Source organism: Streptomyces xanthii (assembly GCF_014621695.1).
Lineage (GTDB): Bacteria > Actinomycetota > Actinomycetes > Streptomycetales > Streptomycetaceae > Streptomyces > Streptomyces xanthii.
In genome coordinates this window covers 7406849-7428914 of the sequence record NZ_CP061281.1, presented here as the reverse complement: position 1 = coordinate 7428914, position 22066 = coordinate 7406849, and the positions used below count along the sequence as shown (strand labels likewise).

The following is a 22066-nucleotide window of genomic DNA, read 5'->3' as shown; positions in this document are numbered from 1 at the left end:
CCGGACAGGTGCCCGACTCACACCACAGGAGAGCGAATTGAGCGACACGGCAACCGGACCCGAGCCGCGCGTCTTCGTCGACAAGCAGAGCCCCAAGGCCTATCACGCGCTGGTCCAGACGTCGGACGCCGTGCGCACGACGGCGGCGGACGCGGGCCTCGACCGCATTCTGGTCGAGCTGGTGAACCTCCGCGTGTCGCAGATCAACGGCTGCGCGTACTGCCTCCACGTCCACACACGCGCCGCGCTGCGGGCCGGCGAGACCACGCAGCGCCTCGGGGTGCTGGCCGCGTGGCGCGACACCGAGGTGTTCACGGAGCGCGAGCGGGCGGCACTGGCCCTCGCCGAGGCCACGACGGCCCCGGCCGACGGCGCCGCGCAGGACGCCGCCTACGCACAGGCCCGCGCGGTCTTCACGGACGACGAACTCTCCGCCGTGGTCTGGGTCGCCATCACCATCAACGCCTTCAACCGCGTCTCGATCCTGAGCAAGCATCCGGTACGGCCGAACCCGGCACCGTGACAGGCCGGGAGCAGCGCCCGAGCCGGTCGGCACGCGGGCGGCGAGCTACCGGCCCCTCCTCGCGCCCACTCACCCGCTCGTCGCCTCACGCGGGCGTCAGGCCAGCCGGAGGCGATGCCGAAAGCGCATGGCAGGCCTGCGGAATACGCGCTGGTGCGATGCGGTGTCGTCGGGTGAGGATCGGGGCGTGGACGAGAAGAGCACGCAGAACGAGAAGCAGAAGCAGTCCCGGCTCACGCACATCGCCGCGCCTGAGGGCGTCGCGCCGGGGACCGGGTACACCCAAGTCGTCAGCGGCACGGGGAAGTTGATCGCGGTCTCGGGGCAGATCGCCGTGGACGAGAAGGGGGAGCTGGTCGGCGAGGGGGACGCCGGCGCGCAGGCCCGCCAGGTCTTCGAGAACCTGAACCGCTGCCTCGCGGCGGCCGGCGCGACCTTCGACGACGTCGTCAAGCTCACCTTCTACGTGACGGACGTGGCCCACCTCCCCGCGGTGCGGGTGGCGCGCGACGCGTACGTGGACGTGGAACGCCCGCCCGCCAGCACGGCGGTTCAGGTGGCGGCGCTGTTCCGGCCCGAGCTGCTGCTCGAGGTGGAGGCGTGGGCGCTGGTGCCCTGAGGCTCCACACGCTCGCGTACGTGGAGATGGCCCTCCCCCGGCTTCCCCGGGAGCGGGGGGAGGATCTCCGTCAGGGCGAAGCCCGCCTTCTCCGCGACGCGGCAGGAGGCGGGGTTGCCCTCGTTGTGGATCAGCTGGACGCGGGTCAGGGCGGGAGTGGTGAACGCCCAGTCGGTGAGCAGGGCGACGGCGCGGCCGGCCAGGCCGCGCCCTCGTGCCGGTGCGCCGATCCAGTAGCCGACCTCGGCCACCGGGCCGGTCCCGCCGGGGCGTTTGACGACCGCGTGACCGGCCACCTCCCCGTCCGCGACGACGGCGAAGCAGAACCGCTCCCCCGTCCCCCGTGACGCGTTCTGCTCGGCGATCCACCGCCGCGCGCCCGCCGTGTCGGTGACGCGGTGCGTCGTCCAGCGGCGCAGCGCGTCGTCGTCCATCAGGGCGGGCAGCACGGCGGCGTCGGCCGACTCCCAGGGGCGCAGGGTCAGGTCCCCGGAGCCGAGTACAAGTGTGTCCGTGTTCATGTGCCGGTTGCCGCCCCTTGACTGTCGTGCCGTGTGCCGCGCGCCGTCGCGCGTGCTGGGGCGCAGCGTAACGACGCCACCCAAGTGGCGGCGCGCCCGGGTGACTTGACGATGGCTTGAAGGGCCATCCATTTCCTGTTCCATGAGTGTTCTCCGCGCCGTCCCTGACGCCGTCGGGCGCCGTCCCTAGGGTCCCTTGAGGGTTTGTGAGGAAGGGACTCATGGAGACACCAGAGGCGTCCGCGGCGATACGGGCCCGGGGCATCACCAAGACGTTCGGCGACGTGGTCGCCCTCGACGGCGTCGACCTGGACGTGGCCCGAGGGCAGATCCACGGGCTCGTGGGACCCAACGGCGCGGGCAAGACCACGCTGCTCGGCCTGTTGCTCGGGCTCGCGCTCGCCGACGAGGGACACCTCGACATCCTCGGCACGCCGGTCGGCCGGACGCTCGCCGTGGGCGACGGCGTCGCAGGGTTCGTGGACGGACCCGGTCTGTACCCGTCGCTGACCGCGCGCCAGAACCTCCGCGCCCTGGCCGCCCTGCGCGGCGGCCCCGCCCGGCCCGCCGACGTGGACGACGTGCTCGCGGAGGTCGGTCTGACGGACGTCGCCGACGACCGCACGCGCGGCTTCTCGCTCGGGATGCGGCAACGGCTCGGTCTGGCCGCCGCGTTGCTGACCCGTCCCCGGCTGCTCGTCCTCGACGAGCCCGCGAACGGCCTCGACCCGGCCGGCAAGCGCCAGGTGCACGGTGTGCTGAAACGGCTGGCCCGCGAGGGGGTCGCCATCGTGCTGTCGAGCCACCGCATGGACGACCTGGAGGCGCTCTGCTCCGAGGTGACGATCCTCGCCGCCGGACGCGTCGTGTTCTCCGGCCCCCTCGCCAAACTGGCCGCCGAGAACCGCGAACTCGACTACCGGCTGCGCACCCCGGACCCGGACCGGGCCCGCGCGCACGCCGCCGAGGTGCCCGGCGTCCGGCTGCGCACCGATCGACACATCGGCCAGGACCCCGAGGTGCTGTTCGTCGGCGCCCGGACGGAGGCCCTCGACGCGCTCGTCGCCCGCTGCGTCCGCGACGGCGTCGCCGTACGGGAGCTCGCGCCCGTCGTCTCCCCGCTGGAGGCGGCCTTCCTCGCCCTCACCACGACCGACCCGGACAGCGGACCGGTGGACGCCCCGACCGAGGAGGCCGGCCGATGAGTGCCGTCGCGCTCGCCCCCGACAACGTTGCCGCACCCCAGCCCGCCCTGTTCCTGCGGGGCCTGCGCTTCGAATGGGTCAAGCTGCTCTCGCAGTGGCGCATCCGGCTGCTGCTCCTGGCCTGCTGGATCGCACCGGCGCTGTTCGTCGCGGCGGTCTCCGCGCAGGGCACACTGCCCACCGACACCCTGTTCGGCCGCTGGATGCACGCCTCGGGCTGGGCGGGCCCACTGGTGATCCTCGGATTCGCCGGCTCGTGGGCGCTGCCGCTGCTGACCTCTCTCGTGGCCGGTGACGTGTTCGCCGCCGAGGACCGGCTCGGCACCTGGCGGCACCTGCTCGTCGCGGTGCGCTCGCCCCGGCGGATCTTCGCGGCGAAGACGCTCGCCAGCCTCGGCGTGCTCCTGCTGCTCGTGGCGGGACTGGCCTGTTCCAGCGTGCTCGGCGGCCTCCTCGCGGTCGGGAACCAGCCGCTGGTCGGCCTCGACGGGCACCAGCTCGCCCCCGGCGACGCCGCGCTGCGGGTACTGCTCGCCTGGCTCTGCGCGCTCGCCCCGACGCTCGCCCTCGCCGGCGTCGGCCTCCTCGGCTCCGTGGCCCTCGGCCGCTCTCCCATGGGCCTGCTGCTGCCCGCGCTCGTCGCGCTCGTGACGCAGCTCGCGCAGATGCTTCCGGTGCCGGTCGCCGTGCGCGCGGCGCTGCCCGGCTACGCCTTCATCTCCTGGAGCGGCCTGTTCGCGGCCCCCGTGCAGCTCGCCCCGCTCCTCACCGGCGTCCTCGTCGCGCTGATCTGGGCGCTGGCGGCGACCGTGCTCGCGTACGTCCTGTTCGTGCGGCGGGACTTCACGGACCTGAGCTACGACGGTGCGGGCCGCCGCGCGATCACCCTGGGCGCGCTGCCGCTGGCCGGGCTGCTCGCCGTCTCGGTGGCCGCCGTCGCCGCGGCGAGTCCCGCCTCGGGCTCGGGGATCACACAGGCGAAGGTCGAGCGGTCCGTGGCCGTGGCGTTCGGCCATCTGTACCGGACGCAGACCGAGCAGCTGCACCGTCCCGCGGTCACCGAGGCGCAGCTGAAGGCCTCCGCCGCCTGCTCGAAGGGCGGCGTACGGGACGGCGCCGAGGGCGCGGGCAACGACTGGCGCTGCGTCGTCTCCTGGCATCTGCCCGGGCTGCGGGCCACCGGCTCGGCGATCTACCAGCTCGACGTCACACCCGACGGACGGTACGTGGCGGACGGCGACGGGCCGAAGGAAGTGAACGGCTACTTCCTGGTGCGCACCCCCGAGGGCGACGCCGCCAACCCCCTGTGGCAGTTCGACGGCAACGTCGAACTGCTCTCCGCCGGCCCCTGACCCGGACTCCCGCGCCGACCCCGAACCAGCCACCTCCCACACCCCTCGAAACCCTTGAATCCCTCGACCCCTGAAGGGACAACCATGCAGGTGACACGTCGTCGTCGGGCTGTGGAGAGAGGCCGGTCCGGTCTCCCACGCAGACCCGCCGGCCGTCGCACCCCCTTGGTCCTCGCGGGCATCTGCGCCCTCGCCCTCGCCGCGACCGGCACCGCGCTGGCCTCGACCACGCCGTTCGGCGAGGACCGGGTCGGCCAGGTCACCGACCGCGGCCAGGTCGTCTCCGCCGACCAGTACATCGACCCGTACGGCGAGCGGCTCGTCATCGACAACGGCAAGATCATGTCGTCGACCGTGAGCCCGGACGGGAAGCACCTCGCCGCGTCCCTCGCCGACGGCGGCTCCGCGCTCGGCATCGTCGACCTCGACGACTGGAAGGTGCGCCAGCTCGTCGGCAGCGGCGCCGCGTCCAAGCCCCGGATCGCGTCGAACGAGGTGGGCCAGGAAGGGCCCACGTACTCGCCGGACGGGAAGCAGCTGTGGCTCGGCCAGACCGACGGCTACACGCGGTTCACCGTGGCCGACGACGGTTCGGTCACCGATCCGACCACGATCAGGCTCCCGGTCGACGGGACCAAGCACGCGCTCGTCGCCGAGCCCGTCTTCTCGGCCGACGCGTCCACCGTGTACGCGGCGGTCAACGGGCAGAACAAGGTGGTCGCGCTCGACGCGGCCACCGGCGCGGTGAAGCAGTCCTGGGCCGTGGGCAACGCACCGCGCGACATGGTGCGCGTCGGCGACAAGCTGTACGTGAGCAACGAGGGCGGGCGTCCGGCCCGGCCCGGCGACAGCACCATCAACTCGTACGGCACCCAGGTTCCCGCCGACCAGCGGACCGCCGCGACGACGACCGGCACGGTCAGCGTGATCGACCTGGCCCACCCGTCCGCGGACACCGCGAGCATCGACGTGGGGCTGCACCCGACGGCGCTGTACGCGAAGAAGGGCGCGCTGTTCGTCACGAACACGGCCACCAACGACGTGTCGGTCATCGACACGGCGAAGGACAAGGTCGTGCAGACGATCGCCACCCAGCCGTGGCCGGAGGCCCAGGTCGGCTACGAGCCGGACGCGGTGACGCTCACCGACGACGGGCACCTCCTCGTGACGCTGGGCCGGGCCAACGCGGTCGCCGTCTACCGGTACACGAGCGCGCAGGAGCCGGTCGATTACGTGGGGCTGATCCCGACGGACTACTTCCCGTCCGAGATCACGACCGTCGGCGACCAGGTGGTCGTCTCCAACACCCGCGGTGTCGACGCCCGGCGTCCGACCACGGCGGCCGGTCACGGCACGCACGACACGACGTCGAGCCTCACCCGGTTCGCGCTGCCGAGCGACAAGACGGTCAAGTCGCTGACGGGCAAGGTGTTCCGGCAGAACGGCTGGACGCGCGGCGCCGTCAGCAAGGCGACCGCGGGCCGCACCCCGAAGCCGGTGCCGGTCCCGGCGCGGCTCGGCGATCCGTCGACGATCAAGCACGTGTTCCTGATCGTGAAGGAGAACCGCACCTACGACCAGGTCTTCGGCGACGTCGAGAAGGGCGAGGGCGATCCCGCGCTCGCCCAGTTCGGCGAGAACGTGACGCCGAACCAGCACGCCATGGCCGAGCAGTTCGGCCTGTACGACAACACGTACGACATCGGCACGAACTCGGCCGAGGGCCACAACTGGCTCATGCAGGCCGACAATCCGGAGTACACGGAGTCCTCGGCGGGTGCGTACAAGCGCAGTTACGACACCGAGGACGACGCGCTCGGGCACCAGCGCACCGGGTTCATCTGGACCGGGGCGCAGGCGGCCGGGAAGTCGGTGCGCAACTACGGCGAGTTCCAGCAGTTCCTGACGAAGCCGGCCGGCGCGAGCTGGCAGAACCTGTACTGCGACGCGAAGAACATGCGGGCCACGGGCGCCGACACCGCCTACGACCTGGTGTCGTCCTCGCCGATCCCGTCACTCGACGAGGTGTCGGAGCACGGCTTCGCGAAGTTCGACACCGCCGTGCCGGACATCTACCGGGCCGAGATCTGGAAGCGTGACTTCGAGAAGAACGGGCCGAAGAACCTCAACATGTTCTGGCTGTCCAGCGACCACACCGGCGGGCCCGCGGGCGCGGCGGCGCAGGTCGCGGACAACGACCTGGCGACCGGCCGGATCGTCGACGCGATCTCGCACAGCAAGTACTGGAAGGACTCCGCGATCTTCGTGGTCGAGGACGACTCCCAGGCGGGCCTGGACCACGTGGACGGGCACCGGGCGCCGGTGCAGATCATCAGCCCGTACGCGCGCCGCGGCGTCGTCGACAGCCGCTACTACACGCAGATCACGATGATCCGCACGATCGAGCAGATCCTCGGGATCCACCCGATGAACCAGAAGGACAGCGCGGCCACGCCGATGCGCGGGGCGTTCACCCAGCACCCCGACCTCACGCCGTTCACCGCGCTGCCGAACCGGACGCCGCTGACCGACGGCCTGAAGACGCCGCCGTCCTGCGGTCCGGACACCCCGGCCGCGCAGAACCCGTCGGCGGCCGCCGTGCCCACGCTGAAGGTGCCCGCGGAGCGTCGTGAGCTGGCGGCGACCTGGGACCGCTGGAAGGCGAAGCAGCGGCTGACCGGCCCGAACGCCACTCCGGACTTCGCGAACCCCGCGCAGATGAACCACTTCACGTGGTACGAGACGCACGGGTGGAAGAAGCCGTACCCGGGTGAGAGCAAGCTGTACGCGCCGAAGGACGTGCCGGGCGCGTTCCTCCCCTCGGCGGAGCACGACGGCTGATCCGCCGGGCCGAGCCGCGGGGGCGGTGGCGCCGGGACTCCCCCAGTGTCACCGCCCCTGCTTCTCCGTCTTCTCCGACTTCTCCGGCTTCTCCGGCTTCTCCGGCTTCTCCGGCTTCTCCGGGCAGTGGGTTCCGCTGTAGATCGTGGGCATGCAGCGGTTGCAGTGGATGCACAGGGAGGGGGTCGTGCGGTCGCGGGCGATGCGTTCGACGAGGTCGGGTTCGCGCAGCAGGGCGCGGGCCATGGCCACGAACTGGAAGCCCTCCTTCATGGCCCGTTCCATGGTGTCGAGGCTCGTGATGCCGCCGAGCAGGGTGAGCGGGAGGTCGAGCGCCGCCCGGAAGCGGCGCGCGTGTTCCAGGAGGTACGCGTCCTCGTACGGGTACGTGCGCAGAAAGCGGTCCCCGAAGAGGCGGATGCCGAGCCGCTGCGGCGCCGGGAACTGGGCGGCGAACTCCTTCAGCGGGGCGTCGCCGCGGAAGAGGTACATCGGGTTGAGCAGGGAGCTGCCGGCGGTGAGCTGGAGGGCGTCGAGGCCGCCGTCGTCCTGGAGCCAGCGGGCGACCTGGAGGGACTCGTCGACGCCGAGGCCGCCGGGCACTCCGTCCTTCATGTTGAGTTTGGCGGTGATGGCGATGCGGTCGCCGACGGCGTCGCGGACGGCGCGGGCGATGCCGCGGGTGACCTCGGCGCGGTGGGCGAGGCTGCCGCCGTAGCGGTCGGTGCGGCGGTTCAGCTTGGGGCTGAGGAAGGCGCTGGCCAGGTAGTTGTGGCCGAAGTGGAGTTCGACGGCGTCGAATCCGGACTCGACGGCGAGCCGGGCGGCGTCCGCGTGGGCCCGGGTGACCCGGACGATGTCCTCGGCGGTCGCCGCCCGGGTGCGGCGCAGGCTGACGGGGCTGAACCGGCTCTGCGGCGCGAGGGCGGGCAGCCCGGTGGAGGAGGCGTCGGCGACGGGTCCTGCGTGGCCGAGCTGGGCGCAGGCTGCGGCGCCCTCGGCGTGCACGGCGTCGGTGAGGCGCCGCAGTCCGGGGACGGCTTCCGGGCGCATCCAGATCTGGCGGCGTTCGGTGCGGCCCTCCGGGGCGACGGCGCAGTAGGCGACGGTCGTCATCGCGATGCCGCCCGCGGCGTGGCGGCGGTGGAACTCGACGAGGTCGTCGGTGACGAGCGCGTCGGGGGTCATGCCTTCGAAGGTGGCGGCCTTGACGACGCGGTTGCGCAGGGTGAGGGGGCCCAGGCGGGCGGGCGCGAGCGGGTCGGGCACCGGGCGGGGGCTCGGGTCGGGCATGCGGGTCAACCTCCTGACGCGTCAGGCGAGTTGGACGGAGCCGAAGTGCGGCACGGCATGACAGCACGCCGCGCCGCACTTTTCCATCGTCGTGTCCCGGCGGCCGGGACCGCCGACGCCGCCGGCCGCTCCCGTCAGCTGTCGAAGAGGCCCTTGAGGGTGCGCTCGCGCGAGGCGCGTACATGGTCGCGGGCCGCGGTGGCGGCGGCCTCGGGGTCGCCGGCGACGATGGCGGCGGCCAGGGCCTCGTGCTCGGCCTGGATCATGCCGAAGTCCTCGACCTTGCGGCGCAGCCAGTCGACGCGGCCGACGATCGGCTCCAGGGTCTCGGCCAGCAGCTTGTTGCCCGCGAGGGCGGTGATCTCCTCGTGGAGGCTGGAGTTCGCGTCGTGCACGGCGGAGGCGTCCCCGGCGCCCGCCGCGTCCCCGGCCCGTTCGGTGGCGGCCGAGAGCCGGGTCGGCGCGCCCTCGGCGACGCGCTCGGCGGCCTGCCGCGCGGCGAGGACCTCGAGGGCCTCGCGCAGGTCGTACAGCTCGGAGACCTGGCGGCGGTCGAGGGTGCGCACGACCACGCCGCGGGTGGGCAGGTGCTCGACGAGGCCCTCGTGGTGCAGGATGCGCAGCGCCTCGCGGACCGGCAGCCGGGACACCTTGAACTGCTGGGCGAGTTCCTGCTCGACGAGGCGGGTGCCGGGCGGCAGCGTGCCGTCGTAGATGCTGTTGCGCAGGTGTTCGCGGACGATGTCGCGCAGCGGCTTCTTGTTGCGGTACAGCTTCGAGGACGATGAGGACGAAGTCGTCACGGGTCTCTGCTCACACTCGTTCGACGGACCGGGGGTGCCAGTCTGGGCCTGACGGGCCTGTCTTCGCCAGGCCGGGGGGCGCGGTGCGGGCTCGGTTCAGCCGCCTGCGGGCGCATTCAGGGTGTCGAGGACGAGGGCGGCGGCGCTGGGGACGGGCTCGACGATGTCCACGAGGCCGAGCGCGGCGAGCCGGCGGGCGGCGTCGCTGAGCGGGCCGCCCGCGATGATCACGGCCTCGGCGCCGTCCCGGTCGACGCAGGCGCGGACGGCGCCGGCGAGCTCCTCGTACTGCTGGTCGGCGGAGGCGGCGAGCAGGAGCGGGTCGGAGGGGGTGAGGCGGACGCCGGTGAAGGCGGCGGCGTGGCCGTGCCGGGCGACGAGTTCGGTGAGCGAGTCGACGAGCAGCGGGGTGCTGGTCGCCATGCCGAAGGCGCGGCCCCCGGCGGCGGCCGCGTGGACGGAGGCCTGGCCGATGCCGATGACGGGGACGTCGATCTCGTCGGCGAGGCGGTCGCGGGCGGGGTCGCCGATGGCGGCGACGATCACGGCGGCGACGGGCGGGGCGCCGGTGTCGGCCAGCCGGTCGCGGACGGTGTCGACGACGTGCTGGGCGGACTCCTTGAGGGTGATCGGGTCGGTGATCATCGAGGGGCCCTGCCCGGCGGTGCGGCTCTCCACCGTGATTCCCGCGGGGGCCAGGTGGTTCCGGGCCAGCTCGGCCATCATCGAGGTCGTGCCCCGGTTGGTGTTGGGGTTGACGAGCAGGACGGTCCGGGTTCCGGTGTGCGGCGCGTGCGGGGGCAACGGAGGGGCCCTTTCGTTGGGCGCCCGAGCGGGCTCGGGCGTGGGGTGACGTGAGCGTCCCATGATGACGGCGGGGTCGGCGGGGAGGCCGGGCGGGCCCGGCCTCCCCGTGCGGCGCCCGGGTTACTCGCCGAGGTCGAGCAGGCGGTCCGGGGCCATGAAGTGGGTGCAGTGCGCGCCGAAGTGGACGAACTTGGCGCCGGCGCCGTAGTGCAGGGCGGTCTAGACGGCGCGCGGGTTCATCCTTCCGGAGGCGAGGACGCTCAGCGCGCGGTTGGCGTCGGCAATACGGGCCTTGGAGATGAGTTGACATGCTCCTCGCCCTGAAGGGCGGGGATTCTGGCCTTCCGTGACTGGTTGCCGTGCACGCTATGCGGCACGGTTTCCGGTCGGGAATCCGTGGCTTCCTGTTTCTTCGCGCTGCGCCAGAACGGGTTCTGGTCTTACCTGCGCTCCGCAGGCCGATGCCGCCAGTCCGGCGGCCTGTCTGATGTTGAGTGCGGCGTTGATGTCCCGGTCGTGGCGGGTGCCGCAGGCACTGCAGGTCCATTCCCGCACCTTGAGGGGTTTGGGTCCATCTTTGGTGCCGCAGGTGGAGCAGGTCTGGCTGGTGGGTTCGAAGCGGCCGACCTTGATCAGGGTGCGGCCGTACCGCTCGGCCTTGTATTTCAGCATGCCGAGGAACGATGCCCATCCGGCGTCGTGGACGGATTTGGCCAGCCTGGTGCGTGCCAACCCCACTACCGACAGGTCCTCCACGGCGATCGCTTGGTTCTCGCGGATCAGGCGGGTGGAGAGCTGGTGGTGGAACTCACGGCGTGCGTCGGTGACGACTGCGTGGGCGCGGGCGACCTTCCGGCGGGCCTTGGCCCGGTTCTTCGATCCCTTCTGTTTGCGGGACAGTTCCCGCTGGGTCTTCTTCAGTTTCTTCTCCGCGCGGCGAAGGAACCGCGGGGAGTCGATCTTCTCGCCGGTGGACAGGACCGCGAAGTGGGTGAGGCCGAGGTCGATACCGATGGTGGCCTCGGTCTCGGGCATCCGGGCCTGGTCGGCAGCGGGGTCGGTGTCGATGACGAACGAGGCCAAGAACCTTCCCGCCGCATCCTTGACCACGGTGACCGAGGACGGGGTGGCGGGCAGGGTGCGGGACCACTTCACCGTCACCGCGCCGATCTTCGGCAGGTTCAGCCGGCCCGCGTGATCGATGCTCCAGCGTGCGTTGGCGGTGAACCGGATCGACTGCCGGTGATCCTTGCGGGACTTGAAACGCGGCGCACCCTGTCTCGGACCCCTGCGGGTGCCTTTGAGGGAGGCGAAGAAGTTGCGGTAGGCGGTCTCGGCGTCGCGCAGGGACTGCTGGAGCACCACCGCGGACACCTCACTCAACCACGCCCGCTCCGCCGTCCGCTTCGCCTGCGTGATCAGCTTCTTCGACAGGTCACCGGCCGTCGGAAACGCCCGCCCGGCCTCTCGGGCTTCCTCGCGGGCGCGCACCGCGTCGTTGAACACGACACGGGCGCACCCGAACGCCCTGGCTAACGCGGCCTGCTGGGCGGTGTTCGGGTACAGCCTGAAGGTGTACCGGAGTTGCATGACGATCACACTAAGCAACGCGAAACCGTGCCGTCGCCGGGAACACGCGAGCGACATGTCACCCTCACGCAGCAAGTCCGGCTCCGCCGGAAAGCCACCGCGACGCTCCGCGTCGTCACCACCAAACTCGCTTCACCCCCGGCCTGAAGTCCGGAGCACTGCGAATCAATCCCGGCAGCTGAGAAAGAAGATGCCGGCGCCGGCGCCGTAGACGGCCTCGCTCCAGGACAGGTCGTCCAGCATGGTCAGCTTCGCGAAGCCGACGTTGACGCGGTCCATCCAGGCGATGACGTAGACGATCGTGATGAAGGGGACGGTCCGCAGGACGACCCGCCGGAAGACGCGGTCGCGGTGCCGCGGGTCCAGGGGTGCGGTGCGGGAGTTCGGTGTGTGCTCGGCCATGCCCTGCTACCACCTTTTCTCCGCGGAGTACTCCGCGGATCGCTCCGGGGAAGCGGAAGGAAGAAGTGCGCGCGGGCCGGCGCCGGGCGTCCGGGGACGCGGGGGCGGGCCGGCGGCCGCGCGAGAGGATGGTGGGCCGGCAGGCCGAAGGGTCCCGGCGGGCGAGGGTGGGCCGGCCGGACGCTTCGGCGAGGGCGTCACTGGCCCCGACCGGGACGCCGGAGATCCTGGCGTCGCTGCGACCGGGCGGGGCAACTCCCGACTGTGGGGCCTCGGGTTCCGGGGCGTCAAGAGCCGTGCGGGAACAAGCCCCAGCGCCGGAATCGAGCCTTCCGACGCCCGGTTCGGCTCCCGTGCGGGGCGGCCCGGCACACGCGTCCGGCGGGACGGCGCCGTCGTCACGGAGCCGCCCCGCACGGAAGCGGAACCAGATGTCGGACCCTTCTCAGACCCCGGTGACCACCAACTGGTCGGCGACGACGACGCCGTCGTGCAGGACGGTGCGGTCGGTGCCGCGGTCCATGACGGCGCTGCTCGGGGTCTCGCCGTCGACCAGGAGGAGGTCGGCGCGGTCGCCCGCCGCGAGTCCGGGCCGGTCGGCGATCCCCTTCAGGCGGGGCACGTCGTGGTCCATGATCGAGGCGCCGCCGAGGGTGGCGACGGCCAGCGACATCTCGATGAGGTCGTCGCGCCGGTAGTTGTTGGTGAAGGCGAGCTGCCAGGTGCGGTCGAGCATGTCGCAGTTGCCGTACGGGCTCCAGTAGTCGCGCTGGCCGTCCTCGCCGAGGCCGACGCGGACGCCCGCCTCGGTGAGGTCGGCGAGGGACAGCTGGTTGCTGACCGAGGGCGCCACGGTGGCCATGGCGACGTCGAGTTCGGCGAACTCGTCGATGAGGCGGCGGCTCACGGACTCGCTGATCGAGCCGAGTTCGTAGGCATGGGAGAGGGTCACCTGGCCCTGCATGCCGAGGGCGCGGGTGCGCTCCAGGATGAGGTCGGTGGAGAACACGCCTAGGTGGCCGGGCTCGTGGAGGTGGATGTCGACCTCGACCTGGTACTTCTCGGCGAGGCCGAAGACGATGTCGAGGTGCTGCTTGGGGTCCTTGTCCAGGGAGCAGGGGTCGATGCCGCCCATGACGTCGGCGCCCGCCTTCAGCGAGGCCTCCAGGTAGTCGACGGTGCCCTTCTCCCGCAGGATGCCGGCCTGCGGGAAGGTCATGATCTGGACGTCGGCGCGGCCCGCGAACTTCTCCTTCGCGGCCACGACGGCGTCGAACTTCTCCAGCTTGCAGTCCACGTCGACCTGCGCGTACGAGCGCACCCGGGTGGTGCCGCGGGCGATCATGCGCTCCAGGGTGCCGGCGACGCGCTCGTCCAGCGGGACCTCCGCCGTGCGCCAGTTCTCGCGGTCGTTCATCGTCATCGTCCACACGCCGGGGCCGCCGGTGTGCGGGCGGAACGGCAGGCCGATGCGGGTGGAGTCCAGGTGGACGTGAACATCGCTGAAGGAGGGCAGCAGGAGCCGGCCGCGGCCCTCGACGACCTCGCCGGCCGAGGCGGCCGCCGGGTCGTGGGGGCGGATCGCGGCGATGCGGGTGCCGGACAGTTCGACGTCGCTGCGCTCGCCGCCCCAGGGGCGGACGTCACGGATCAGCACGGATGTCACCTTTCTTCGATGTCGATGTCGATGTGGTGGCAGGCGGGGCTGCCGGCCGGCACCTCGTCGGCGCAGCGGCTCGCGCTCTTCTCGTCGAGGGTGAGGCGCAGCGGGCAGCGCGAGCGGAAGACGCAGCCGGACGGCGGGTTCGCGGGGCTCGGCAGGTCGCCGGCGAGGCGGACGCGTCCGCTGCGGTCGGCGTCCGGGTCGGCCTGCGGCACGGCGGACAGCAGGGCCTGCGTGTACGGGTGGCGGGGGTTGTCGAAGACCTCGCGGGTGTCGCCGTGCTCCATGATCCTGCCGAGGTACATGACGGCGACGCGGTGCGCGAAGTGCTTGACGACGGACAGGTCGTGGGCGATGAACAGGTACGCGACGCCGGTGTCGCGCTGGATGTCCTCGAGCAGGTTGATGACCTGGGCCTGCACGGACACGTCGAGCGCGGAGACCGGCTCGTCGCAGATGATCAGCTTCGGGTCCAGGGCGAGGGCTCGGGCGATGCCCACGCGCTGCTTCTGGCCGCCGGAGAACTCGTGCGGGAAGCGGTTGTAGTGGTCGGGGCGCAGTCCGACGCGGTCCATCAGGTCGCGGACGGTGGCCTTGATGCCGGTCGGCGGGTTGATGCGCTGGGCGAGCAGCGGCGCGGCGATGGCGCTGCCGACGGACTGGCGCGGGTTGAGCGAGGACGACGGGTTCTGGAACACCATCTGGACGCGCCGGCGGTAGTCCTGGAGGTCGCCGCGGCGCAGCTCGGATATCTCGCGGCCGTCGAGCTTGATGCTGCCGGAGGTGGGTTCGAGCAGCCGCATCAGGAGGCGTCCGGTGGTGGACTTGCCGCAGCCGGACTCCCCCACCAGGCCGAGGGTCTGGCCGGCGCCGACGGAGAAGCTGACGTTGTCGACGGCCTTGACGACGCCGCCCGAGCGGAAGGCGCTCGTACGGGTCGGGAAGTGCTTGGTCAGGTCGGTGACCTGGAGCAGCGGGGTCGTGGTCATCGGGCCACCTCTCGGGCCGGTGCCGCGACGGTCAGGTGGCAGCGCGACGGGTGGATGTCGGGCCCGGTGAGCGCCGGGCGGCTGGTGGCGCAGGCCGCGTCGGGCACGCGGTGCGCCTCGGGGCAGCGGTCGGCGAAGAGGCAGCCCTCGGGCAGGGCGAGCAGCGAGGGCGGGAAGCCCGGGATGGGCCGCAGCCGCTCGGACTGCCCGGTGAGGGACGGCATCGACGCCAGCAGGCCCTGGGTGTAGGGGTGTTGCGGGTCCTTGAAGAGGTCGGAGACGGTGGCGCGCTCCACGCACTCGCCGCCGTACATGACCACGACCTGGTGGCAGACCTCGGCGACGACGCCGAGGTCGTGGGTCACCATGATCACCGAGGTGCCGGTCTCCCTCTGGAGTTCGGCGAGCAGGTCCAGGATCTGCGCCTGCACGGTGACGTCGAGGGCGGTGGTGGGCTCGTCGGCGATGAGGAGTTCCGGCTCGCAGACCAGGGCCATGGCGATCATGGCGCGCTGGCGCATGCCGCCGGAGAACTCGTGCGGGTAGGCCGAGTAGCGCTTCCTGGGGTCGGGGATGCCGACGCGGCCGAGCATGTCGACGGCGACGGCGGCCGCGGCCTTCTTGGACACCTGGTTGTGCACCCGGTAGGCCTCGGCGATCTGCGTCCCGACCGGGTAGAAGGGGTGCATCGCGGAGAGCGGGTCCTGGAAGATCATGGCGATCTTCTTGCCGCGGTAGGCGCGCATCTGCGCCTCGGTCAGCGGGTTGAGGTCCGTGCCGTCGAGCAGGATCTGCCCGCTCACCCGGGCGGAGGTGTCCTTCAGCAGGCCCATCAGGGCCTGGCTCGTGACGGTCTTGCCGGAGCCGGACTCGCCGACGATGCCGACGGTCTCGCCGCGGGCCAGGGTGAGGTCCATCCCGTTGACGGCGTGCACGAGGCCGTCGTCGGTCGGGAAGGTGACCCGCAGGTCGCGGATCTCCAGCATGGGGGTGGGTGTCGTGGTCATCAGTTGACCCTCACTCGCGGGTCGATGACCGCGTAGGCGGCGTCGACCACGACGTTGGCGACGATGATGAAGAAGGCGGCCATCATGGTGATGGCCATGGTCACGGGCAGGTCGCCGGACTGGGCGGCGTGCACCGCGGTGAAGCCGATGCCGGGGACGGAGAAGATCTGCTCGGTCAGGACGGCGCCGCCGAGCAGCAGCCCGATGTCGAGGCCGAGCATGGTGACGACGGGCGTGATGCCGGCCCGGGCGCCGTGCCGGAAGACGATCTTGGGCCGGGACAGGCCCTTGGCGCGGGCGGTGCGCATGAAGTCCTCGCCGAAGGTCTCCAGCATGTTGCTGCGGGTGACGCGGATGTACTGGGCGCTGAACAGGACGGCGAGCGCCACCCACGGCAGCAGGTAGTTGAGGACCCAGCCGCCGGGCCCGGCGGGCCCGAACGGCGAGGTGATCTCGTTGGTGGTGAACGGCAGGACGTGCAGCGTGCTGACGAAGAACAGCAGGAGCAGCAGGCCGGTCACCGGGATGGGCAGGGACACGCCGACGGAGGCGGCACCGACGACGACCTTGTCGGTGAACTTCCCCTTGCGCAGCGCGGCGAGCATGCCGAGGCCGACGCCGACGACGGTCCACAGGACGATCGCGCCGACGGCCACGGACAGGGTGTACGGCAGGGCTCGCGCGATGATCGCGGTGACGTTCTCGTTGGTCTGGAACGACTTGCCGAGGCAGGGCCATTCGCACAGGGTCTGGCTGCCGGGGGCACCGACCCACCGGCCGTGCAGCAGGCCCGTCATGTAGTCGACGTACTGGGACAGGAACGGCTGGTCCATCCCGAGGGCGACACGGGCCTGGGCGACACGCTCAGGGGTGCACTCCTGGCCGCAGGCCGCCGCGGCCGGGTCCGCCGGACCGAGCTGGAACAGGCTGAAGGTCACGAAACTGATGACGATCAGCAGGGCGATCATCGCGGCGAAGCGCCGCAGCAGGAATCTGGTCATGGTCTCGTCAGTTCGCTCGTCGGTTCGTCAGTTCGTCACTTCTCGACGCCGACGGTCGACAGGTCGATCGAGCCGAAGAAGTAGCCGACCTGCGCACCGCGGATCTTGGAACCGACGACGCTGTTGGTGAAGGAGCGGGTCAGCGGGACCAGCGGGTAGTCCTGCATGATCTTGTCGAAGAGGCCGGCCCACTTCTTGCCGAGCTCCTCGCTGGTGCCGTTGGCGCCGCGCAGCTCGTACAGCTCCTTGGAGAGCTTCTTGTCGTAGTAGCGCGGGATGTTGGAGAACCCGTAGGTCTTGCCGTCGATGCTCGGGCCGATGTTGGGGTCGATCGTGGTGCGGACCGAACCGCTGTCGGCGCCACCGCACCAGCCGCTGCGCGCGATGTCGGGCATCTGCTCACCGGCGAGGATCGTGTAGTAGTTCGCCGCCGGGATGGGCCGCAGCTGGAGGTCGATGCCGATGGCCTTCAGGTTCTGCTGGAGCGTGTTGCCCATGCTCTTGTAGCGCGGGGTGGCGTCGGCGTAGCCGTACACGAGCTTCTTCGGGAAGTCCTTGCCCTTGAGGAGCTTCTTGGCCTCCTCGGGGTTCGGCTTGCCGGCCGGGTCGAGGGCGGTGTGCTGCTCGACGTAGCCGCGCTGCGCGTCGTTGATGTACGACTGGGTCAGCTGGCCGAAGCGGTTGCCGCCGTACTGGACCTGGATCGCCTTGCGGTCGATGGCTATCGCGATGGCCTTGCGGACCTGCGGGTCCTTGATGGTCTCGGTGTTGAGGTTCAGCACGTCGGTGCAGCCGAGGAGGCCGGCGGCGGTGCGCTTCTTCACGTCGGGCTGGTTCAGCTTCGAGGCGTCGGAGGCCTGGAGGCCGCCCTGGCTGTCGAGGGTGATCGCCGTCGGGTCGGAGTCGGCGAGCAGCTGCTGGCTGATGGTCGCCTGCGCCGTGGAGAGGCTGAAGGTGAACGTGTCGGGCAGGGCGGGCCGGTTGGGGTCGGTCGCCGCGTCCCACTGGTCGTTGCGGACCAGCTTCATGGTGCGCCCGCGCTCGTACGACTTGATCTTGTACGGGCCCGAGGAGACCGGGTGGTTGGTGTAGTCGAGCTTGGTGTCCTTCGACTTGGGCACCGGCGCCGTGTTGGAGCGGGAGACCAGGGCGGGGAACTCGGCGAAGGGCTGCTTCAGGTGGAAGACGATGGTGCGGTCGTCCGGGGTGTCGATGCCCTTGAAGTCGCCGCCCTTGTAGGGGCCCTTGTACGTGTCGTCGGTCAGCGCGGCGTTCAGCTCCTGCGGCGCCTGGGTGTAGACGTCACGGGCGTAGGTGCGCTCGACGCCGTACTTGATGTCCTTGGACGTGATCGGCTTGCCGTCCTCGAACTTCAGGCCCTTCTTCAGGGTGTACGTCCAGGTGAGGCCGTCCTTGGAGGCCTTGCCCAGGTCGGTGGCGAGGTCGGGGACCATGGTGGGCGGCTGCCCGGCGGTCTCCTTGGCCATGACGAGGGTGCGGTAGTAGAGCTGGCCGACGTTGGCGGTCTGCACGTAGTTGCTGTTGCCCGGGTCCAGGGTCTGGAAGTCCGCGGACATCAGGACGTTGACGTTGCCGCCCTTGGTGTCGAAGCCCTTGCCGACCTGGACGGGGTCGAAGGCGTCGGCGTTCGCGCGGGAGCCCGAGCCGGGGGCCGGCTTGCTGCCGCTGCACGCGGTGAGGGCCATCGCGCTGCTGAGGACGATCGCGATCGCGGCTGCTGTACGTCGAGTCACTGCGTCTCCTTGAAGAGGGTGAGGAGCGGTGTGTTCCAGCGGGGGTTCAGTTGCGGGAGGACTTGGGGTCCAGGGCGTCGCGGACCGCGTCGCCGAGGAGGTTGAAGGCCAGGACCGTGATGACGAGGGCGCCGGCGGGGACCGCGAGGAACCACGGGTCGGACAGGTACCAGTTGCCGGACTGGGCGGCGTTGAGCATCTGGCCCCACGAGGGCGTGGGGTCCTTGACGCCGACACCGAGGAAGGAAAGGGCGGCTTCCGCGGTGATGTTGGTGGGGATGAGCATGGTCGCGTAGACGAGGACGACGCCCATCACGTTGGGGATGATCTGCCGGAAGATGATGCTGCGGCGCGAAGCGCCGTAGGCGCGGGCGGCCTCGACGAACTCCTGCTCGCGGATGGACAGCACCTGGCCGCGCACGACGCGGGCGAGGTAGGCCCAGCCGAAGAAGCCGAGGATGATCACCAGTGAGGCGACCGGCAGCAGACTGCCCTGGTCCAGTGCGGTGCCGCCGAGGCGGGACTGCATGATCGGGGTGAGCGACAGGACGAGCAGCAGGTGCGGGAAGGCGAGGAAGAGGTCCATGATCCGGCTGATGACCATGTCGACCTTGCCGCCGAAGTAGCCGGCCGCCGCGCCGATCACGGTGCCGAGGACGACCGAGACGGCGGTCGACAGCAGGGCGATGATCAGCGAGATCCGGGCTCCGTAGGCCATGCGCGCGAAGATGTCGCGGCCCAGGCCCGGTTCGAGGCCGAGCCAGTGCTCGGTGGACGGGTACCGGTAGTACTCGAGCGGCAGGCCCGGGGTGTCGAACTCGTCGAGGTAGTCGGGCCCGGTCAGCGAGGTGTACGGGTCCTGGCCCTCGAGGTGCGTGAGCAGCGGGGCCAGGATCGCGAAGAGCAGGATCAGGGCCACGACGATCAGCGCGCCGACGGCGATGCGGCTGCGCCGGATGCGCAGCCAGGCGGTGGCCAGGAGGGACCGGGCGGCGGCCGGCTCCGCGGACGGGGCCGCGGCGGCCTTCTCAAGGGGTGGGGGCAGGGTGGCCACCTGTCCGTCGGCGGGCTCCGGCGTGCTGGCGCGGGGCGTCCGACGAGGCGACACTTGCGGATCCGACACGTCGGTTCCTCCGTGCTCGGGGGCAGGAATGGCCGGACGGTATACCAAGAACCGGTCCGCCCACCAGAGCCCCGTCGGACGCCGAAACATCCGAAGTGCCGCCGGAGCCCTTACCCGGACCACACAGCCGTTCCGACCTGCGACTGTAGGACTCGCATAAGTCCAGGTGGACGCGCATTTACAGGTACCTGTAAATGCCATCGAGACACTTGATCGATCGCCGGAAATTCTTTTTCGGCGCCTCACCATTTGAGACCGGGGACCCCCTCGAAGACCCCTCCGGAAGAGAAGTCCCCGAACAACTTCCCTTTTGGTATGCCAGTTTCTAGGCTGTCGACCTCCGACGTTCCTCAGGAGGTCCCATGCGCACGCGCTGGCGCGCCCGTCACGTACTCGCCCACCAGGACGGTGGGCACGCTCTTCTGCGGGACGGCGAGGTGGTGTGGGAGGACGACGTCATCGTCTACGTCGGCCCGCGCTTCGACGGCCCGGTCGACGTCGACCGCGACCTCGGCGACACCCTCGTCATGCCGGGTCTCATCGACCTGGACGCCCTCACCGACATCGACCACCTCGTCATCGACTCATGGCACAGCCCCGACCACGGACGCGGACTCCAGTGGTCCCAGGACTACTTCGACCACCGGCGCCGTGACGTCTTCACGCCCGAGGAGCGGGCCACGGTCCGCGAGTACGCCCTCGCGCAGCTCGCCCTGCACGGCATCACCACCTACATGCCGATCGCCTCCGAGGTGCACAGCTCCTGGGCCGAGCCCTACGACGAACTCGTCGCCATGGCCGAGACCTCGCGCCGGATCGGGCTGCGCGGCTACCTCGGCCCCGCCTACCGCTCGGGGGTCAACGTCGCGACGGCCGACGGCGGCCGCGACGTGGCCTTCCGCGAGGAACTGGGCCGGGCCGGCCTCGCCCACGCCGTCCGCTTCCTCGACCACCTCGCGAAGCTGGACGACCCGCTGCTGACCGGCGTGCTGCTCCCCTGCCGCATCGAGACGCTCTCCACGGAACTGCTGCGCGCGACCGCGGAGACCGCCCGCAGCCGTGACGTCCTGGTCCGCCTGCACGCCCTGCAGGGCACCACGGAGCGCGAGATCACCCAGCGCCGGCACGGTATGACGCCGCTTCAACTCATCGAGGAGAGCGGCCTGTTCGAGACCCGGCTGCTCATCCCGCACTCCGTGGTCATCGACCGCCACCCCACCCTGTTCGGCGAGGACCGCGGCGACCTGGACACGCTCGTCCGCTCCGGCGCCTCCGTCATCCACTGCCCGCAGACGTCCATGCGCTACGGGGAGGCCCTGCACTCCTTCCGCGCCTATCGCGAGGCCGGCGTCAACCTCTGCCTCGGCACCGACTCCTTCCCCCCGGACCTGATCCGCGGCATGGACGCCGGCGTGCACCTCGCCAAGATCGTCGACGGGCGGCTGGACGCGGCGCCGGTGGAGCAGTACGTGGAGGCGGCCACGCTCGGCGGCGCCCGCGCTCTCGGCCGCTCCGACCTGGGCCGCCTCGAGCCCGGCGCCCAGGCCGACCTCGTCGCGTTCGACCTCGGCGACATCCGCGACGGCGTCCTGGACGACCCGGTCCGCACGTTCCTCCTCAACGGCACGGCGCGGCAGGCGACCCAGTCCGTCGTCGCGGGGCGGCCGGTGCTGGTCGACCGCGAGCTGCCCGGTGTCGACCTCGCCGGCCTCCAGAAGGAGGCTCAGCGCCTGTTCGACACGATGCGGGCGGCGTACGCCGAGCGCGACCTGCTCGGCCGTGACCCCGACACGCTGTTCCCGCCGACGTTCCCGCCGTTCCGGGACCGGTCGTGACCGCCGTCGCCGGGGCCCTCGCCGAGGCCCCGGACGCCGCTCCCGCCCCCCGCCGGGGCGGGCCGGGCGCGGCGTCCCACGTGGACCGGGCCGAGGCCTTCATCCGGGCCGGGATCCACTCGGGCGCCTATCCGCAGGGCGGCCGGCTGCGCGAGCGGGAACTTTCCGAGACGCTGGGCATCTCCCGGATCCCGGTCCGCGAGGCGTTGCTGCGGCTCGCGCAGGAGGGGCTCGTGGTGACGTCGCCGCGGCGCGGGGCCACGGTGCGCCGGCTGACGCTGCGCGACGTGAACGAGCTGTTCGACCTGCGGCTCAGCCTCGAGGTGTTCGCGGCGGGCCGGGCGGCGGAGCGCAGCGCGCAGGGCTACGAGCACCCCGCGCTGCAACGGATCATGGACGAGGCCGAGGACGCGACGCGGCGCAACTCACCGGCGGACATCGCCGCCGCGAACACCGCGTTCCACGCCGAGATCATCACCATGACCGGCAACCGCCTCCTGCAGGCCTCGCTGCAGCCCTCGCTCGGCCTGATGCACTGGCTGTTCCGCCTCACCTCGACGGATGTGGGCCCCCGCCTGCACTGCGAGGAGCACAAGCGGATCTGCACGGCGGTGTACGCGGGCAAGGCGCAACTGGCCGAGGCGCTCTCGTACGCGCACATCGACATCCGCCGGGAGCCCACGCTGGAAGCCCTGGAGGGGGTATTGCCTGCCAGGTGAGCCGGTGCGCGGGAGGGGC

Annotated in this window: 19 protein-coding genes; 7 read left to right on the top strand and 12 right to left on the bottom strand. The window is 71.3% G+C overall.

Annotation, left to right across the window (positions count from 1 at the left end; all coding sequences use genetic code 11):
- Window positions 1–37: 37 nt before the first annotated feature.
- A complete protein-coding gene (locus IAG42_RS33690; RefSeq protein WP_188340740.1) occupies window positions 38–523 on the top strand; it encodes a carboxymuconolactone decarboxylase family protein in 486 nt (161 codons plus the stop codon).
- Between the two features lie 187 nt (window positions 524–710).
- A complete protein-coding gene (locus tag IAG42_RS33685) occupies window positions 711–1142 on the top strand; it encodes a RidA family protein (protein WP_223206275.1) in 432 nt (143 codons plus the stop codon).
- On the opposite strand, the gene IAG42_RS33680 is transcribed toward IAG42_RS33685, so the two are convergent.
- Window positions 1076–1663 (bottom strand): GNAT family N-acetyltransferase, encoded by a 588-nt coding sequence (locus IAG42_RS33680; protein WP_188340738.1) that lies wholly within the window; start codon window positions 1661–1663, stop codon window positions 1076–1078. The genes IAG42_RS33685 and IAG42_RS33680 overlap by 67 nt on opposite strands.
- 221 nt (window positions 1664–1884) lie before the next feature.
- Between IAG42_RS33680 and IAG42_RS33675 the strand changes: the two genes are divergently transcribed.
- From IAG42_RS33675 to IAG42_RS33665, 3 genes are all read left to right on the top strand, one after another.
- The gene (locus IAG42_RS33675; RefSeq protein ID WP_188340737.1) at window positions 1885–2868 is read left to right on the top strand and encodes an ABC transporter ATP-binding protein; all 984 of its coding nucleotides are present in this window, start codon (window positions 1885–1887) and stop codon (window positions 2866–2868) included.
- A complete protein-coding gene (locus IAG42_RS33670) occupies window positions 2865–4220 on the top strand; it encodes an ABC transporter permease (RefSeq protein ID WP_188340736.1) in 1356 nt (451 codons plus the stop codon). The genes IAG42_RS33675 and IAG42_RS33670 overlap by 4 nt, the downstream gene beginning before the upstream one ends.
- Window positions 4221–4304: 84 nt before the next feature.
- Entirely contained in the window at window positions 4305–7061 is a 2757-nt protein-coding gene (locus IAG42_RS33665) for a bifunctional YncE family protein/alkaline phosphatase family protein (protein WP_188340735.1), read from the top strand.
- 48 nt (window positions 7062–7109) lie between these two features.
- On the opposite strand, the gene IAG42_RS33660 is transcribed toward IAG42_RS33665, so the two are convergent.
- From IAG42_RS33660 to IAG42_RS33610, 11 genes are all read right to left on the bottom strand, one after another.
- Window positions 7110–8354, bottom strand: coding sequence for an NADH:flavin oxidoreductase (locus IAG42_RS33660; RefSeq protein WP_188340734.1), 1245 nt, complete (start codon window positions 8352–8354; stop codon window positions 7110–7112).
- A 134-nt stretch (window positions 8355–8488) separates the two neighbouring features.
- Entirely contained in the window at window positions 8489–9157 is a 669-nt protein-coding gene (locus IAG42_RS33655) for a GntR family transcriptional regulator (protein WP_188340733.1), read from the bottom strand.
- A 96-nt stretch (window positions 9158–9253) separates the two neighbouring features.
- Window positions 9254–9961: an aspartate/glutamate racemase family protein gene (locus IAG42_RS33650; RefSeq protein WP_188340732.1), complete on the bottom strand. Its 708-nt coding sequence runs from the start codon at window positions 9959–9961 to the stop codon at window positions 9254–9256.
- Between the two features lie 369 nt (window positions 9962–10330).
- The gene (locus IAG42_RS33645; RefSeq protein WP_188340731.1) at window positions 10331–11554 is read right to left on the bottom strand and encodes an RNA-guided endonuclease InsQ/TnpB family protein; all 1224 of its coding nucleotides are present in this window, start codon (window positions 11552–11554) and stop codon (window positions 10331–10333) included.
- Window positions 11555–11719: 165 nt separating this feature from the next.
- Window positions 11720–11956 (bottom strand): hypothetical protein, encoded by a 237-nt coding sequence (locus IAG42_RS33640; RefSeq protein ID WP_188340730.1) that lies wholly within the window; start codon window positions 11954–11956, stop codon window positions 11720–11722.
- 445 nt (window positions 11957–12401) lie between these two features.
- Entirely contained in the window at window positions 12402–13613 is a 1212-nt protein-coding gene (locus IAG42_RS33635; protein ID WP_188340729.1) for an amidohydrolase family protein, read from the bottom strand.
- 5 nt (window positions 13614–13618) lie between these two features.
- Window positions 13619–14608 (bottom strand): ABC transporter ATP-binding protein, encoded by a 990-nt coding sequence (locus tag IAG42_RS33630; protein ID WP_188340728.1) that lies wholly within the window; start codon window positions 14606–14608, stop codon window positions 13619–13621.
- Complete coding sequence (locus IAG42_RS33625) at window positions 14605–15615, bottom strand: ABC transporter ATP-binding protein (protein ID WP_188340727.1); 1011 nt, start codon at window positions 15613–15615, stop codon at window positions 14605–14607. Before IAG42_RS33625 ends, IAG42_RS33630 begins: the two co-directional genes overlap by 4 nt.
- Window positions 15615–16616, bottom strand: a complete 1002-nt coding sequence (locus IAG42_RS33620) for an ABC transporter permease (RefSeq protein WP_188340726.1) — start codon at window positions 16614–16616, stop codon at window positions 15615–15617. The genes IAG42_RS33625 and IAG42_RS33620 overlap by 1 nt, the downstream gene beginning before the upstream one ends.
- A 35-nt stretch (window positions 16617–16651) precedes the next feature.
- Window positions 16652–18370 carry an ABC transporter substrate-binding protein gene (locus IAG42_RS33615; protein WP_188340725.1) on the bottom strand — a complete coding sequence of 573 codons (1719 nt, stop codon included), beginning with the start codon at window positions 18368–18370 and terminating at the stop codon, window positions 16652–16654.
- A gap of 46 nt (window positions 18371–18416) precedes the next feature.
- Window positions 18417–19415 carry an ABC transporter permease gene (locus IAG42_RS33610; protein ID WP_223206465.1) on the bottom strand — a complete coding sequence of 333 codons (999 nt, stop codon included), beginning with the start codon at window positions 19413–19415 and terminating at the stop codon, window positions 18417–18419.
- A 440-nt stretch (window positions 19416–19855) separates the two neighbouring features.
- On the opposite strand from IAG42_RS33610, the gene IAG42_RS33605 reads away from it, so the two are divergent.
- Together IAG42_RS33605 and IAG42_RS33600 are read left to right on the top strand one after the other, a co-directional pair.
- Window positions 19856–21328, top strand: coding sequence for a chlorohydrolase family protein (locus IAG42_RS33605; protein ID WP_188340724.1), 1473 nt, complete (start codon window positions 19856–19858; stop codon window positions 21326–21328).
- Window positions 21325–22047, top strand: coding sequence for a GntR family transcriptional regulator (locus tag IAG42_RS33600; protein ID WP_188340723.1), 723 nt, complete (start codon window positions 21325–21327; stop codon window positions 22045–22047). Before IAG42_RS33605 ends, IAG42_RS33600 begins: the two co-directional genes overlap by 4 nt.
- Window positions 22048–22066 lie beyond the last annotated feature (19 nt).

Excerpts from the sequence above, each read along its gene's own strand:
- IAG42_RS33640 (WP_188340730.1), bottom strand. The coding sequence starts at position 11,956 with ATGGCCGAGCACACACCGAACTCCCGCACCGCACCCCTGGACCCGCGG.
- IAG42_RS33645 (WP_188340731.1), bottom strand. The coding sequence starts at position 11,554 with ATGCAACTCCGGTACACCTTCAGGCTGTACCCGAACACCGCCCAGCAG.
- IAG42_RS33675 (WP_188340737.1), top strand. The coding sequence starts at position 1,885 with ATGGAGACACCAGAGGCGTCCGCGGCGATACGGGCCCGGGGCATCACC.
- IAG42_RS33665 (WP_188340735.1), top strand. The coding sequence starts at position 4,305 with ATGCAGGTGACACGTCGTCGTCGGGCTGTGGAGAGAGGCCGGTCCGGT.
- IAG42_RS33630 (WP_188340728.1), bottom strand. The coding sequence starts at position 14,608 with ATGACCACGACCCCGCTGCTCCAGGTCACCGACCTGACCAAGCACTTC.
- IAG42_RS33625 (WP_188340727.1), bottom strand. The coding sequence starts at position 15,615 with ATGACCACGACACCCACCCCCATGCTGGAGATCCGCGACCTGCGGGTC.
- IAG42_RS33620 (WP_188340726.1), bottom strand. The coding sequence starts at position 16,616 with ATGACCAGATTCCTGCTGCGGCGCTTCGCCGCGATGATCGCCCTGCTG.
- IAG42_RS33670 (WP_188340736.1), top strand. The coding sequence starts at position 2,865 with ATGAGTGCCGTCGCGCTCGCCCCCGACAACGTTGCCGCACCCCAGCCC.
- IAG42_RS33605 (WP_188340724.1), top strand. The coding sequence starts at position 19,856 with ATGCGCACGCGCTGGCGCGCCCGTCACGTACTCGCCCACCAGGACGGT.
- IAG42_RS33680 (WP_188340738.1), bottom strand. The coding sequence starts at position 1,663 with ATGAACACGGACACACTTGTACTCGGCTCCGGGGACCTGACCCTGCGC.
- IAG42_RS33660 (WP_188340734.1), bottom strand. The coding sequence starts at position 8,354 with ATGCCCGACCCGAGCCCCCGCCCGGTGCCCGACCCGCTCGCGCCCGCC.